Below are 14,036 nucleotides of genomic sequence, written 5' to 3' on the forward strand. Positions count from 1 at the left end.
TCTAAAAAAAAGTGAATAATTTTATATTAATGTTATAATAAAAATGTATTGTGTTTTAAAGTAATTTGTATATTATATTTAGCTTAGAAAGGTGAGGAAAAGTGAAAATGAAATCTAAGTTCAAATTTATAAAGGACAAGAAGAAATTAGGAATTATAGCAGCCGTTGTACTTATAATCGCAATTATAGGAATACTTTCTTATGCAAAGGCTCAAAAATCTCAAATAAAGAATGTAAGTATATCTAAAGTTATCAAGAAAAGCATAGTTCAAAGTACTGTTGTTCCTGGAACTATACAGCCTAATTATAGAAATGAAATAACTTTAAATAATACTCAAAAAGTAGCAAAGGTTTTGGTAAGTGAAGGGCAAGAAGTAAAACAAGGTGATGTTTTAGTTAAAATGGATACATCTGACTATGAAAGTGAGTTAAAAAAAGCAAAGGCAGATTTGGATAGTGCTGAAAGTGCAATATCACAAGCACAGACAGCAGGAGGACAAGCAGGTAATAGTGGATCAATTTCAACAAGTTCCATTAAATCTCAAATTGATAGCTTAAATGAAAAGATAGATAATGCCAATATAAAGGCTGGTGTGGATGGAAAAGTAGTAAAAGTTGATGCAAAAGAAGGTCAAACTCCACAAGAAGGAGATAAGATAATAGTAGATGATGCTTCGAAATATAAAGTTTCTATAGATATGAGTCAATATGATGCTATGAAGGTTTCAAAGGGACAAAAGGCTATTGTTAAAATAAAAGGAAATGACGACATGAGGTATATTGGTTCTGTTACTGATGTAGGACAAATAGCCCAAACCCAGACTGATATTAAAAATGGTCAGCAGGAACCTAAGGTAAATGTTATAGTAACTCTTAATGATGCAAGTGGTGATGATAGTATAAAATCAGGATACGAAGCTGATGTAGAAATTATATTTGATGAGAGACAAAATGCAATTACTATAGGGGTAGATAGCATAAGAGAAGAAAAAGGAACAAAGAAAAAGTATGTTTATGCAGTAAATAATCAAAACAAGGTTGAAAAAAGATACATAAGAACGGGAATAGAAACAGATGATGCTGTAGAGGTTACAAGCGGTTTTAAACAAGGAGAAAGATATATAACAAATCCTCAAGATACACTTAAGGTTGGAGATACTGTAAAAGATGCTTCAAAGGATCAAGCAGGAGGGACTAAGAAGTGATAATTAAATTGGAGAATTTAGTTAAGGTATATGATACTGGAGCTATAAAGCTCAAAGCTTTAAAGGAAATCAACCTGGAAATTGAAAAAGAAGAGTATGTAGCAATAATGGGTGCCTCTGGATCTGGAAAGTCTACTCTTATGAATGTACTTGGATGTTTGGACAAACTTACAGATGGAAAGTATTATTTGGAAGATACTGATGTATCTTCACTAGATGATAATAGCCTAGCTGAAATAAGAAATAAAAAAATAGGATTTGTATTTCAAGCTTTTAACTTACTTCCAAAGCTTACAGCCATAGATAATGTGGAACTTCCAATGATGTACGCAGGAGTTTCTAAGCAGGAAAGAGAAAAAAAGGCAAAGTGGGCATTAGATAGAGTTGGGTTATCTAATAGAATTCATCATAAACCAAATGAAATGTCCGGCGGACAAAAACAGAGAGTTGCCATTGCAAGGGCTTTAGTTAACAACCCATCAATAATACTTGCAGATGAACCTACAGGAAATTTAGACAGCGTTTCGAGTGAAGAAATAATGGGCATTTTTCAAGGGCTAAATGATGAAGGGGTAACTATTGTTATGGTTACACACGAACCTGATATAGCCATGCACACAAAGAGAAATGTAGTTTTTAAAGATGGAGCTATAATTTCTGACAGCTTAGTTACAAATAGAACTATAGTTGGGGGGCAGAAGTAATATGAATGTCGAAGAAGGATTTAAATCTGCACTGCAGAGCATAAAGTCCAATAAACTAAGATCTTTTCTAACTATGCTTGGAATAATAATAGGGATATCTTCTGTAATCACTATAGTTTCTATAGGTGCTGCTGCAAAAGAATATATTGCAGGAGAATTTCAAGGAATAGGCAGTAATGTAATTAATGTACGTTTAAATCAATATTCAGATAAATCTATAGAGAAAAAAGATTACTTTACTATGGATGATGTTGATCTTATAAAGAATAAGATACCTGAAGTTACACAAGTTGTTCCAACGCTTTCAGGTGATGGAAACTTGAATGTTGAAAATAAATCTAGACATGTAGAAATCATAGCATCAGCAAAAGGGTATGACAAGATTTCAGGTATAAAGATGCTCAGCGGAAGATTTCTAAATGAACATGATGTAGAAATAAGATCAAGTGCAGCAATTATAGATGAAAAGACAGCTCAAAAGTTATTTCATGGAACAGATAATGCAATTGGAGAAGACATTGAATTGACATCCGATACTGGAGAAGTAAATCTTCATGTAGTTGGAGTATGTAAAGATCCTAATGGAGATTTAGGAGAAGCATCAGAGAATGTTCCAGGCGACGTATTCATACCTGTAACAGCTGCGGATAGGATACTTACAAATACTGATATTAGTTATATGTCGGTTATGTTATCAGATATGAGTAAAGCAGATGAGATAAGTTCTAAAATAGTAAAAATGCTTGAAAATAAACACCAAACTAAGGGAGTATATATGGCTCAAGATGGCTTCAAGGGACTTGACTCTCTAAATAAGGTCTTAAATATTATAACTGCTATACTTGGTGCTATTGCAGCTATATCTCTTTTAGTAGGTGGAATAGGTGTTATGAATATAATGCTTGTTTCTGTAACAGAGAGAACTAGAGAAATTGGTATAAGGAAGGCAATTGGAGCAAAAACGCGTGACATAAAAATACAATTTCTTATGGAATCTATAATATTATGTCTCATAGGTGGGATAATTGGTACTATATTTGGTATAACCACAGGCAAAATTGTTGGGGCTATATTAAAAATACATGTTCCAATATCGATTGGAATAATACTTATAGCATTTTTATTTTCATCGGCAATTGGAATATTCTTTGGATTATATCCAGCAAGTAAGGCAGCAAAATTAGATCCTATTGAAGCTTTAAGATATGAATAATAAAGTTGCACCCCTGGGGTGCAACTTTTTATATATTTGGAAAAATCTACACCCCTGGGGTATAAGTTATTAGACCTTTTTTACAATATTCATAATGAAACCATTGGCATGTGCTGCATATATTTTTAAAACTTTCATAAGTTATTTTTTTGTAGATAATATCTAGAAGATCTCTATAATAATACACTTTATTTTTTACTATTTGAAATAAATCTAATACTTCTTTGTCCAAATAGTTCACTTTATATTGATTACAACAAGATTTTCCACCTATGTTATAAGGGCAGCAAGAACAGATGATATCTGTTTTTGCTATAATCTTTACCTGTATGGAAGTGTCTTTTTTTAATGAATAAACAATCTTATCCATATTCTTAGTGAAATCTTTGCTATAACCATAACCCCTATACCCCTGAATACATAATAAATGGTGAGCTCTTAATGTTAGCATTGCGTAAGGCTTGTTTTTATAAGAGAGACCCGAACTCTGCTGCCTAATATATAGGCAAGTATAACTTTTATAGTATCTAGGGGAATAAAGGGAAGAATACCTACCATTATAGATTTTCCTATTGTCATTTTTGTTACAAATGCAAGTTGAAGTGATCCAATTGTATAACATAATATCAGTGCAGTTATTAACCCCATAATTGATTTAACAAAAGACAATTCTTTTTCTGAAATTTTTCCTATGATGAAGGCTATAATAGGATAACTTATGAGATATCCTCCAGATGGTCCTAATACTATATTTAAACCGCCAGTAAAATTTGCAAATACAGGTGCACCAATTGCTCCTAAAAGTACATATACAAGTTGAGATAATGCACCAAGTTTACTGCCTAAAATTATTGCAGATATGAAAACTGCGAATATTTGAAAGGTTATAGGCACGGGAGTAAAAGGCAGCGGTATAGAAATTTGAGCTAGAATAGCTGTTAAAGCTGTAAATATAGCTGCTGTGGTCATTTCTTTAAGTTTTAAATTCATATTTTTTCCTCCTTATTAATTGTTAACACAAGTACACATTTTATGTTGACAATAAAAGTATAATAGCTGTTTAATAAATTGTCAACATAAAACATGCACCCCAGGGGTGCAATATATTATATATTTGGAAAAATTTGCACCTACAGGGTGCAATGTTGTAAGATAGTAATGAGAGTTTATATTAAGAATATTAAATGAGGTGACCAAAAATGGGTAAACAATTGCTGGAAGGTATAAGAGTACTAGATTTTACACAATATTTAGCTGGACCATATTGTTCTATGTTTTTGGCTGATATGGGAGCAGAAGTAATCAAAGTAGAAAATCTTAAAAGCCGAGGAGATTTTGTAAGAGGTACTCCACCAAAGGAAAAGAAAACAGGAAATAGTATGTACTTTGCTAATTTAAATCGTAACAAAAAAGATGTTTGTCTTAATTTGAAGACAGAAGAAGGAAAAGAATTATTTGCAAAGCTAGTGAAGTCAGCAGATGTCCTTGTAGAAAACATGCGCCCTGGTGTTATTGCGAAGTTGGGATTTAGTTATGAAAATTGTAAAGCTTTAAATCCAGGTTTAATATTTACTTCAATTTCTGGATTTGGACAGTACGGACCATATTCTAGCAGACCAGGATTTGATTTAATTGCACAAGCTATGGGTGGATCTATGAGTGTTACAGGATGGCCGGGAGAAGAACCTACTCGTGCAGGTATAGCAATTGGTGATATTATGTCAGGTATGAATGCTTGTATTGGTATTTTAGCATCTCTTGTAAAGAAAAAAGAAACAGGTCTTGGACAGCAGATTGATGTTGCACTAGTTGATAGTATTGTATCTAGTTTGGAATCCAAAGCTATGCAGTATATTTATGAAGGAAAAGTTCCAGAAAAAGAAGGAAATAAATATATAGCTTCAGCTCCATATGATTCATTTACAGCAAAAGATGATTATTTTGTAATTGCTAGCGGAACAGATCTGCATTTTAAAGCATTATCAGCAGTAATTGGACAACCTGAATTAGCTGATAATCCTTTATATAAAACTACAGAAGATCGTAAAGTTAATGCTAAGACATTAAAAGAGATTATTAATAAATGGGCAAGCAATAAAACAGTTTCTGAATGTGTAGATGCTATTTTAGGGGCTGGAGTTCCTGCAGCACCAATATATAATGCTAAAGACATATATGAAGATAAAAATATTAGTGAAGTTAGAGAAATGTTTGTTAAAGTTAAAGACCCTGAAGCAGGGGAAATAACTATTCTAGGTAATCCAATTAAAATGAGTGAATATCCATGTCAATATAAAACATCTGCTCCAAAGTTAGGTGAACATGATAATGAAATCTTTGAACAATTAGGATATTCTAGAGAAAAACTTGATGAATATAGATCTAAAGGAGCACTTATTTAATAATCAACTAGAAAAATAGAAATATTAAAGGCAGTATGTGCTATATTAATACATACTGCCTTTAATATATGTATAATTTGATTCCTATTTTAATACGTATCCAGCAAGTACACTTTGAAGTTCATATATATTTAAAGTTCTGTTGAATTGTTTTTCAATAGGTGCTTGAGTTCCAGATATCCATATTTTTAGCTCTGCATCTAAATCAAAGTTTCCAGATGTTTCAATGCTAAAGTGAGTAATGTTTTTGTAGGGAATTGAGTGATATTCTACCTTTTTACCAGTCATACCTTGTTTATCTACTAATATAAGTCTTTTATTTGTAAAAATGAATAAATCGCGAATTAATTTATATGCTTTTTCAACATTTTCCGTGGATGTAAGTATATTAGCAAAGTTTTTTTGTATTTCTTGAGTATTTACTTCTGAAGCATTTCCCATTAGTCCATTAAATAATCCCATTTGTTTCCTCCTAACATAGTAGTGATATTATTAATTAATTCTATATAATAAAAAGAAGTCCTTCTAAAGTCTATTTAAAAGTTTTAGATTTATGGATGTCATATACTATTATGAATTTAAAGCAAAGAATTATCTTTTAATGTAATAGTTAAAATACCTGCACAATGAGAAATTTTTTTATAACTACAATTATATTTATATTTTAATTTTTCTTTTATTTGAGAATAAATAAAATAACTTTCAGTATAATCCCAATAATCTATAAACTTTTCTTTACATTCATTTAGTTCCATCTTTGTTTTAAAAGAAATATCTCCCAAAAAAATTTTGCCTGATGGTTTTAGTAATAAGCAAATTTTATCAATAAAACTTATTTTTTTTATATCTGACAAGTGATGAATTGCATAAGTACTAATAATATAATCATATTTTAAGCTTTTTATTTCATCTGAAAATTCATTAGAAAAATCTCCAGTAACTAAAAGTGCATTTGGCATTTTTTTTCTCGCAATTTCAACCATTTTATGAGAAAAATCTAATCCAGCTATTCTGTATCCCTTATTATAGAGTTGTGATGTTAAAGTCCCTGTCCCAAAACCAATATCTAGTACAGCGGCATTTTCTTTTTTACAAACTTGTTTATATATATAGTTTAATACGTCTTTATATCCTGCAAATGGATATTGATTATTTTCTTCACTAAGATTTACACTTGCATCATATTCATTTGCCCATAGATTAAAATCGTTGCTAGTTAACATTAAAAAAATCTCCCTTTATAAAAATATTAACCTTTTTTTACAACAAACATATATTACACAAATTATATCACATTTTTTATTTAGTTCTTTTATATAAACAGAGTATCTTCCGTGGTTGAAGATACTCTGTTTATTCAGTTTATACAAAATTTTTTAAAGGCTTTATAAAATCTACATGTTATAGAAGTTGTCAAATTAGACTTTACTCTGATGCCTGTTCAGGTATAAGTAACTCTACAGAACTTCTTTCAATCAGTTCAATGTATTCTTCAGGTGGAAGTTTATCTGTTATTAAGTAATCTATGTCATCTAAATTGCAGTAGGTTACTAAAGAACAAATATTAAATTTTGAATAGTCTGCTAGTAAAAATACTTCAGTACTTTTTTTAACTGCAGTTTTTTTAATTTCACTTTCAAGTGGAGAAGAATTTGTAACTCCACTAGTTAGAGATATTCCTGTGGCAGCCATAAAAGCCTTGTTTATATTATAATTTTTAAACAAATTTAATGAAGCTATACCTGCAAAAGAATTTGTTTTTCGATTTAACGTTCCGCCAGTAGAAATTATATTTATATTATTGTATTTTGAACAATTCATGATAAAATTTAAGTTATTTGTTATTATGGTTAAATTGTTTCTATCTTTTAAAAACTCTACCATGTTTAAAGTTGTTGTACCTGAATCTACAAATATTATATCGCCGTCTTTAACAAAGTTGGAGGCAGCTTTTGCTATTAAATTTTTGGCGCAGCTGTTTTTTATTTGTCTCTCGTCAAATGAAACTAATAGTTTTGAATTTGCTGCTACACCTCCATATACCTTTTTTATGTTACCTCTTTTAACTAATTCTTGTACATCTCTGCGGATAGTGTTTTTGGACACGTTAAAAACACTAGTTAATGTGTCTAAAGTTACAGTGTTTTTATTTAATACATATTCCTCTATTTGATTCATCCTCTTTGACTTCATAATACCATCCTTTCCATAAAGTGTAGGTTTAGTGAATTTATATGATAAAAACAAAACATTATTATTCGTATACTACAAATTATTTGATTATGTTATATATATATAATTATATATGAAAATTAATAAAAGTAAACTAGTTGAGTATAAAATCAGTCTTAAATTAACCAAAATATATTCAATTATATAGTAATAAAGAAATCAATGGTTAAAATAATAAAAAAATGTTGACTAATTTATAAACTAGTGATAATATGTAATCAAAAGATAACCATAACATAACAAACAAATAGTGATTATAAATAATTAATTATGTATGAGAAGGTGAAAATATGAGTAATTTATTTTTAATGCCAAGGTACGTTGTTACTGGCGAAGGTGCCCTAGATAAAGCAGGTAATGATATAAAGTTACTTGGAAGCAAAGCACTTATAATAACAGATGATATTATGGTTAAGTTAGGTAACATAAATAAGGTTACTGATTTATTGGACAAAATTAATGTAAAATATGCAATTTACCATGATGTAAATGGTGAACCTACAGATTCTATGGTTGAAAACGGAATCAGGAAATATAAAGACGAAAACTGTGATTTCTTAATAGCATTGGGTGGAGGAAGTCCTATAGATACAATGAAAGCTATAGGTGCAATGATAACTAATCCTGGTAATATTAATGACTATTTAGGAAAGGTAATAGAAAAAGAAACACCGCCGCTTGTTGCAATACCAACTACGGCTGGAACTGGATCAGAAGCAACTCAGTTTACTATAATAACAGACACTAAGAGGAATATAAAGATGCTTTTAAAAGGTTCGTACTTAATTCCTACAATTGCAATAATAGACCCTGTTTTTTCAATGACATCTCCAAAAGGTGTTACATCTGCAACTGGATTGGATGCATTGACACATGCAATTGAATCGTATACATCAAAACTTGTACAACCTATGTCTGAAATATTCTCAATTTCAGCAGTAAAGAAAATATTTAACAATTTACTTGAAGCATATAATGATGGAAGTAACATTAAAGCAAGAACGGAAATGTCTATAGCAGCACTTCAAGCTGGAATAGCATTTAATAATTCATCAGTTACAATAGTTCATGGTATGAGCAGACCAATAGGAGCTCTTTTCCATGTACCTCACGGACTTTCAAATGCAATGCTTCTAACAGATTGTTTAAAATTTGCACTATCTGGAGCACCAGATAAGTTTTGTGACTTAGCAAAGGCAATCGGAATATATAAAGATGGAATGAGTGATATAGAGGCTGGTGAGGCTTTTATAAAAGCAGTTGAAGATTTATGTAAAGATTTACATGTACAAACACTAGAAGAGTTTGGCGTTGATAAAAGCAAATTTGATGGTAACTTGGATAAAATGGCAAGTGATGCACTTGATAGTGGAAGTCCTCAAAATACTATGAGAGAAGTTAAAAAGGAAGATATTATAAGTATATATAAAGATCTTTGGAAGTAGGTGATACTGTGTCGCTAGAAAAATTAGAAAATTTGTTAGCTAATGCTGAGAAAGAAAAATATGCTGTAGGAGCTTTTAGTATTGCAAATATGGAAATGATAATAGGTGCTGTAAAAGCTGCGGAAGAATTAAATGCACCAATTATACTTCAAATTGCAGAAGCCAGACTCAAACATTCACCGCTTAAACTTATAGGTCCTGTTATGATTGCAGCGGCTAAAGATGCCAAAGTTCCAGTAGCAGTACACTTAGATCATGGTTTAACTATGGATTGTATAAAGGAAGCTCTTAATCTTGGATTTACTTCAGTTATGATTGATGGTTCTAAACATTCGCTTGAAGATAATATAAAGTTGACTAAAGATGTTATAACTGAGGCGAAGAAATATGGAGCGTCAGTAGAAGCTGAAATTGGAAGAGTTGGCGGAAGTGAAGATGGAAGTGAAGACATATCAGCTTTGTATACGAATACAGAAGATGCAAAGAGATTTTATAAGGAAACAGGTGTAAATGCACTTGCAATAGGAATAGGAAATGCTCATGGAGTTTACAAGGGTTCACCTAATTTAAACTTTGATGTGCTTAAGGATGTTGATAAAAATGCGGACGTTCCATTAGTATTACATGGAGGTTCAGGTATAAGCGATGATGATTTTAGAAAATGTGTAACTTTGGGAATGAGAAAAATAAACATAGCAACTGCTACATTTATGTCTGTTGCTAATAATGTGAAGATGCTCTGCGATAAATCTAAAACTGTTGATTATTTTAAACTGCATGAAGCAGAAATAGAAGGAGCTTACTTAAATGTAAAAAGGCACATTAAAATATTTGGCACTGAAAATAAAGCGTAGGAGGATAAGTATGAAGTATATAGAGTTTGATAATAATAGAAAAATTGATGTAATACCACTAGGAAGAGCAGCAATAGATTTTAATCCTGTAGATGTAAATAGAACATTAGCTGAAAGTACAACTTTTAAAAAATATTTGGGAGGTTCTCCAGCTAATGTAGCAGTCGGACTTGCTAGGTTAGGAAAAAAGGTAGGATTTATAGGAAAAATATCAAACGATAGGTTCGGAGATTTTATAATTGATTACTTTAAAAAAGAGGGAATAGATACATCAAATGTTTATAGAGCTAAAAATGGTGAATCTTTAGGACTTACATTTACAGAAATATTGAGTCCAACTGAAAGCAGTATTTTAATGTATAGAAATAGCATTGCAGACTTAAGCTTGAATGTAGATGAAATTGATGAAGAGTATATAAAAAATGCAAAGGCAATTTCAATATCGGGAACTGCATTAGCTCAAAGTCCATCAAGGGAAGCTGCTTTAAAAGCATTAGAGTATGCTAAAAAGAATAACACAGTAGTTATATTTGATATAGACTATAGAGAATATAACTGGCATAATAAAAATGAAATTGCAATTTACTATTCGATAGTAGGAAAAAATAGTGATCTTATAATAGGATCAAGGGAAGAATTTGATCTTATGGAAGGATTAATTTGCAAAGATAGCAGTGATGAAGAAACTGCCAAGAGATGGATTGAATATGGAAATAAAATTGTGGTTATAAAACACGGTAAAGAAGGTTCAACAGCTTATACAAGTGATGGCAAAAGTTATAACATAAAGCCTTTCCCTGTAAAACTTTTAAAATCATTTGGCGGTGGAGATGCCTACGGTTCAGCATTTATATATGCTCTTCTAGAAGGATGGGACATTATGGATGCACTTGAATTTGGAAGTGCTTCTGCTGCAATGTTAGTTGCAAGTCACAGTTGTTCAGATGCAATGCCAAAAGTTGAAGAAATAAAAGAATTTATAAAGAAAGAAAAAGCTGAATATGGAGAGATGGTAGCAAGATCTTAAAGCAAGGAGGAATTATACATGAGTTTGAGTGAATTTGGAAACTTAGGTTCTTTAAAATATGGTCAAAACAAAATATGCGGAATAAGCGGTCCGTATAAAGAAATGTTTATGGATATTTCAGTAAACAAGATTAAAAAAGGTTCAGAAGAATCATATGAAGAAAGTGACAAGGAAATAGCTGTACTTCTTTTGACTGGAAAAGTTGAGATAAGCTGGCTCCACAATAAAGAAATCATAGAAAGACATTCTGTATTTGATGAAGATCCATGGTGCCTTCATGTCCCACATGGTATAAAAGTAACAGTAAAAGCAGAAGAAGAAAGTGAAATAATCTTCCAAGCTGCAGAAAATAAAAATGACTTTACTGCAAAATTGTATTCTCCAAAAGAGTGTCAAAGTGATATATTTGGCAAAGGAGTATGGAATGATACTGCAAGAAGAGTAGTTAGAACTGTATTTGATTATCATAATGCACCTTATTCCAATATGGTAATTGGAGAAGTTATAACTTTTCCTGGAAAATGGTCAAGTTACCCACCACATTACCATCCACAACCTGAAGTATACTATTATAAATTCAATAAACCTCAAGGATTAGGAATGTGTCTCACAGGAGATACTGCACATATGATAACTGATAATAGTTTTGTTGCTATTCATGGAGGAGATGTTCATCCTCAAACATCAGCACCCGGATATGCTATGTACTATTGCTGGATGATAAGACATCTTAAAGATAATCCATGGACAGATAGAATTGATGTTGATGAACACAAGTGGTTATGGGAAAAAGATGTTAAAATATGGCCTGAAAAGTAGTATTAAAGCAGGAGGAGATTTTAAAATGAGTACAATTAGATTGACTACAGCTCAAGCATTGGTTAAATTTTTAAATAATCAGTACGTAAAATTTGATGGTAAAGAAGAAAGATTTGTAGAAGGAATATTTGCTATATTTGGACATGGAAATGTAGTAGGACTTGGACAAGCACTAGAAGAAAACAGAGGAGATCTTATAGTACGTCAGGGAAAAAATGAGCAGGGTATGGCTCAGGCAGCTGTGGCATTTGCAAAGCAGCACAGAAGAAGAAAAATATATGCATGCACATCATCTGTAGGACCGGGAGCAGCTAATATGGTAACAGCAGCAGCAACTGCTACTGCAAATAATATTCCAGTATTATTACTTCCAGGTGATACATTTGCAACAAGACAGCCAGATCCAGTACTTCAGCAAGTAGAGCATACAAATAATCTGTCTATAACTACAAATGATGCATTTAAAGCTGTATGTAAGTATTGGGATAGAGTAACTAGACCAGAACAACTTATGAGTGCAATGATAAATGCTATGAGAGTACTTACAAGTGTAGATAATACGGGAGCTGTATGTATTGCATTACCTCAAGATGTTCAAGGAGAAGCCTATGATTTTCCAGACTACTTCTTTAAAAAGAGAGTGCATGTGATTGCTAGAAGAAAAGCAACTGATGAAGAGATAGAAGAAGCTTCTAAATTAATAGCTTCAAAGAAAAAACCATTTATTATATGCGGCGGTGGTGTAAAGTATTCAGAAGCTGGAGAAGAACTTAAAAAGTTTGCGGAAGAATTTAAAATACCTATTGGTGAAACCCAAGCTGGAAAGAGTTCAGTAGAAAGTGATTTTAAATTGAATCTTGGAGGAGTTGGAGTTACAGGAAACTTAGCAGCAAATCTTATAGCTGAAAGTGCGGATTTAGTAATAGGTGTAGGAACTAGATTTACTGATTTTACATCAGGATCAAAGGAATTGTTTAGAAATAAAGATGTTGATTTTGTTACAATAAATACTTCTGTATTTCATGCATACAAGATGGATGCAGCAAAAGTAGTAGGAGATGCCAAAGCATGTCTTATACAATTAAGGGAAGCTCTTGAAAAGCTGTCTTATAAGAGTTCTTATAAAAATGAAATAGAAGAAGCTAAGAATAAGTGGGAAAATGAAGTAAAAAGATTGTATAGTATTGAATATCCAAAAGCAGGATTTAAGCCTGAAATAGCAGGACAAAATGAAGAGTTTTTAGATGAATTTTATAAAATGAATAAATCAGCACTTACTCAGACTACAGCTATAGGTGAAATCAATAAATTTTTAGAAGAAAAATTAAATGGAAACTATGTAGTAGTTGGTGCTTCAGGAAGTCTTCCAGGAGATTTGCAAAGATTATGGTATTCAACTAAAAAGTACAGTTATCACATGGAATATGGTTATTCATGCATGGGATATGAAGTATCGGGATCTTTGGGAGTAAAGCTTGCAGAACCTGATAGAGAAGTATATACAATGGTTGGCGATGGTGCTTTCCTAATGTTACATTCAGAATTTATAACTTCAATTCAAGAAAAAGAGAAGATAAATGTAATTTTATTTGACAACTGCGGATTTGGATGTATAAATAATCTGCAAATGGGAAATGGAATGAGCAGTTTTGGAACTGAATTTAGATTCAGAAATGAAGATGAAAACAGATTGAATGGTAATTATGTTCCTGTGGATTTTGCAAAATGTGCAGAAGGTTATGGAGCTAAATCATATACAGTAAAAACTATTGATGAATTAAAAGACGCATTAGAAGATGCTAGAAATCAAAACGTGTCAACTTTAATAGATGTAAAGGTACTGCCTAAGACAATGACAAATGGCTACAAGTCATGGTGGCATGTTGGCGTTGCAGAAGTGTCCAATAAGAAGTCAATACAAGATGCATATGCTCAAAAACAAAAATTCCTTGGAAATGCAAAAAAGTACTAATTTATCTATAATTCGTAATATAAAAACAGAGGACACAGGACAATTGACAGTGAAGGTTGATTTTTTGCTAACGCAAAAGAATCTCTAAATTTATATAAATTAGCAATGTTTCGCTTTAGCGAAACGAGTTATCAAAAATCTTCCTTCTCTGCCCTCTGTCCTC

Annotated in this window: 14 protein-coding genes; 9 read left to right on the plus strand and 5 right to left on the minus strand. The window is 31.6% G+C overall.

Translation table 11 applies throughout. From position 1 onward, the window contains the following. The first annotated feature begins 107 nt into the window (after positions 1 to 107). From EBB51_RS03675 to EBB51_RS03685, 3 genes are read left to right on the plus strand one after another with little or no spacing between them, the layout of a single operon-like run. Positions 108 to 1,205: a biotin/lipoyl-binding protein gene (locus EBB51_RS03675; protein WP_123053212.1), complete on the plus strand. Its 1,098-nt coding sequence runs from the start codon at positions 108 to 110 to the stop codon at positions 1,203 to 1,205. After that, the gene (locus EBB51_RS03680; protein WP_123053213.1) at positions 1,202 to 1,909 is read left to right on the plus strand and encodes an ABC transporter ATP-binding protein; all 708 of its coding nucleotides are present in this window, start codon (positions 1,202 to 1,204) and stop codon (positions 1,907 to 1,909) included. Before EBB51_RS03675 ends, EBB51_RS03680 begins: the two co-directional genes overlap by 4 nt. Before the next feature lies 1 nt (position 1,910). Further along, positions 1,911 to 3,122, plus strand: coding sequence for an ABC transporter permease (locus tag EBB51_RS03685; RefSeq protein WP_123053214.1), 1,212 nt, complete (start codon positions 1,911 to 1,913; stop codon positions 3,120 to 3,122). A gap of 46 nt (positions 3,123 to 3,168) precedes the next feature. Here the strand turns inward: EBB51_RS03685 and EBB51_RS03690 are convergent, their stop codons facing one another. After that, entirely contained in the window at positions 3,169 to 3,573 is a 405-nt protein-coding gene (locus EBB51_RS03690) for a DUF1284 domain-containing protein (protein ID WP_123053215.1), read from the minus strand. Continuing rightward, a complete protein-coding gene (locus EBB51_RS03695; protein WP_123053216.1) occupies positions 3,567 to 4,112 on the minus strand; it encodes a biotin transporter BioY in 546 nt (181 codons plus the stop codon). The genes EBB51_RS03690 and EBB51_RS03695 overlap by 7 nt, the downstream gene beginning before the upstream one ends. Before the next feature lie 209 nt (positions 4,113 to 4,321). Between EBB51_RS03695 and EBB51_RS03700 the strand changes: the two genes are divergently transcribed. After that, positions 4,322 to 5,524, plus strand: coding sequence for a CoA transferase (locus EBB51_RS03700; protein WP_123053217.1), 1,203 nt, complete (start codon positions 4,322 to 4,324; stop codon positions 5,522 to 5,524). A gap of 84 nt (positions 5,525 to 5,608) precedes the next feature. Here the strand turns inward: EBB51_RS03700 and EBB51_RS03705 are convergent, their stop codons facing one another. The 3 genes from EBB51_RS03705 to EBB51_RS03715 all read right to left on the minus strand — a co-directional run bounded on the left by EBB51_RS03705 (position 5,609) and on the right by EBB51_RS03715 (position 7,717). Then, complete coding sequence (locus EBB51_RS03705; RefSeq protein ID WP_123053218.1) at positions 5,609 to 5,986, minus strand: PH domain-containing protein; 378 nt, start codon at positions 5,984 to 5,986, stop codon at positions 5,609 to 5,611. A 116-nt stretch (positions 5,987 to 6,102) separates the two neighbouring features. After that, positions 6,103 to 6,747 carry a class I SAM-dependent methyltransferase gene (locus tag EBB51_RS03710; RefSeq protein WP_123053219.1) on the minus strand — a complete coding sequence of 215 codons (645 nt, stop codon included), beginning with the start codon at positions 6,745 to 6,747 and terminating at the stop codon, positions 6,103 to 6,105. Between the two features lie 202 nt (positions 6,748 to 6,949). Beyond that, on the minus strand, positions 6,950 to 7,717 hold the full coding sequence (locus EBB51_RS03715; RefSeq protein ID WP_123053220.1) for a DeoR/GlpR family DNA-binding transcription regulator: 768 nt from the start codon (positions 7,715 to 7,717) through the stop codon (positions 6,950 to 6,952). A gap of 329 nt (positions 7,718 to 8,046) precedes the next feature. Here EBB51_RS03715 and EBB51_RS03720 point away from each other — a divergent pair, with 329 nt between their 5' ends. Genes EBB51_RS03720 through iolD form a run of 5 tightly spaced genes read left to right on the plus strand, consistent with a single transcriptional unit; the run spans position 8,047 to position 13,873 of the window. Further along, on the plus strand, positions 8,047 to 9,201 hold the full coding sequence (locus EBB51_RS03720) for an iron-containing alcohol dehydrogenase (RefSeq protein ID WP_123053221.1): 1,155 nt from the start codon (positions 8,047 to 8,049) through the stop codon (positions 9,199 to 9,201). Between the two features lie 8 nt (positions 9,202 to 9,209). Beyond that, positions 9,210 to 10,055 carry a class II fructose-bisphosphate aldolase gene (locus EBB51_RS03725; protein ID WP_190285323.1) on the plus strand — a complete coding sequence of 282 codons (846 nt, stop codon included), beginning with the start codon at positions 9,210 to 9,212 and terminating at the stop codon, positions 10,053 to 10,055. Positions 10,056 to 10,065: 10 nt separating this feature from the next. Continuing rightward, positions 10,066 to 11,082: a 5-dehydro-2-deoxygluconokinase gene (iolC, locus tag EBB51_RS03730; protein ID WP_123053223.1), complete on the plus strand. Its 1,017-nt coding sequence runs from the start codon at positions 10,066 to 10,068 to the stop codon at positions 11,080 to 11,082. 18 nt (positions 11,083 to 11,100) lie between these two features. Next, a complete protein-coding gene (locus EBB51_RS03735) occupies positions 11,101 to 11,901 on the plus strand; it encodes a 5-deoxy-glucuronate isomerase (RefSeq protein ID WP_123053224.1) in 801 nt (266 codons plus the stop codon). 25 nt (positions 11,902 to 11,926) lie between these two features. Continuing rightward, positions 11,927 to 13,873: a 3D-(3,5/4)-trihydroxycyclohexane-1,2-dione acylhydrolase (decyclizing) gene (iolD, locus tag EBB51_RS03740; RefSeq protein WP_123054969.1), complete on the plus strand. Its 1,947-nt coding sequence runs from the start codon at positions 11,927 to 11,929 to the stop codon at positions 13,871 to 13,873. Positions 13,874 to 14,036 lie beyond the last annotated feature (163 nt).

This window comes from Clostridium sp. JN-1 (genome assembly GCF_003718715.1).
Classification (GTDB): domain Bacteria; phylum Bacillota; class Clostridia; order Clostridiales; family Clostridiaceae; genus Clostridium_AV.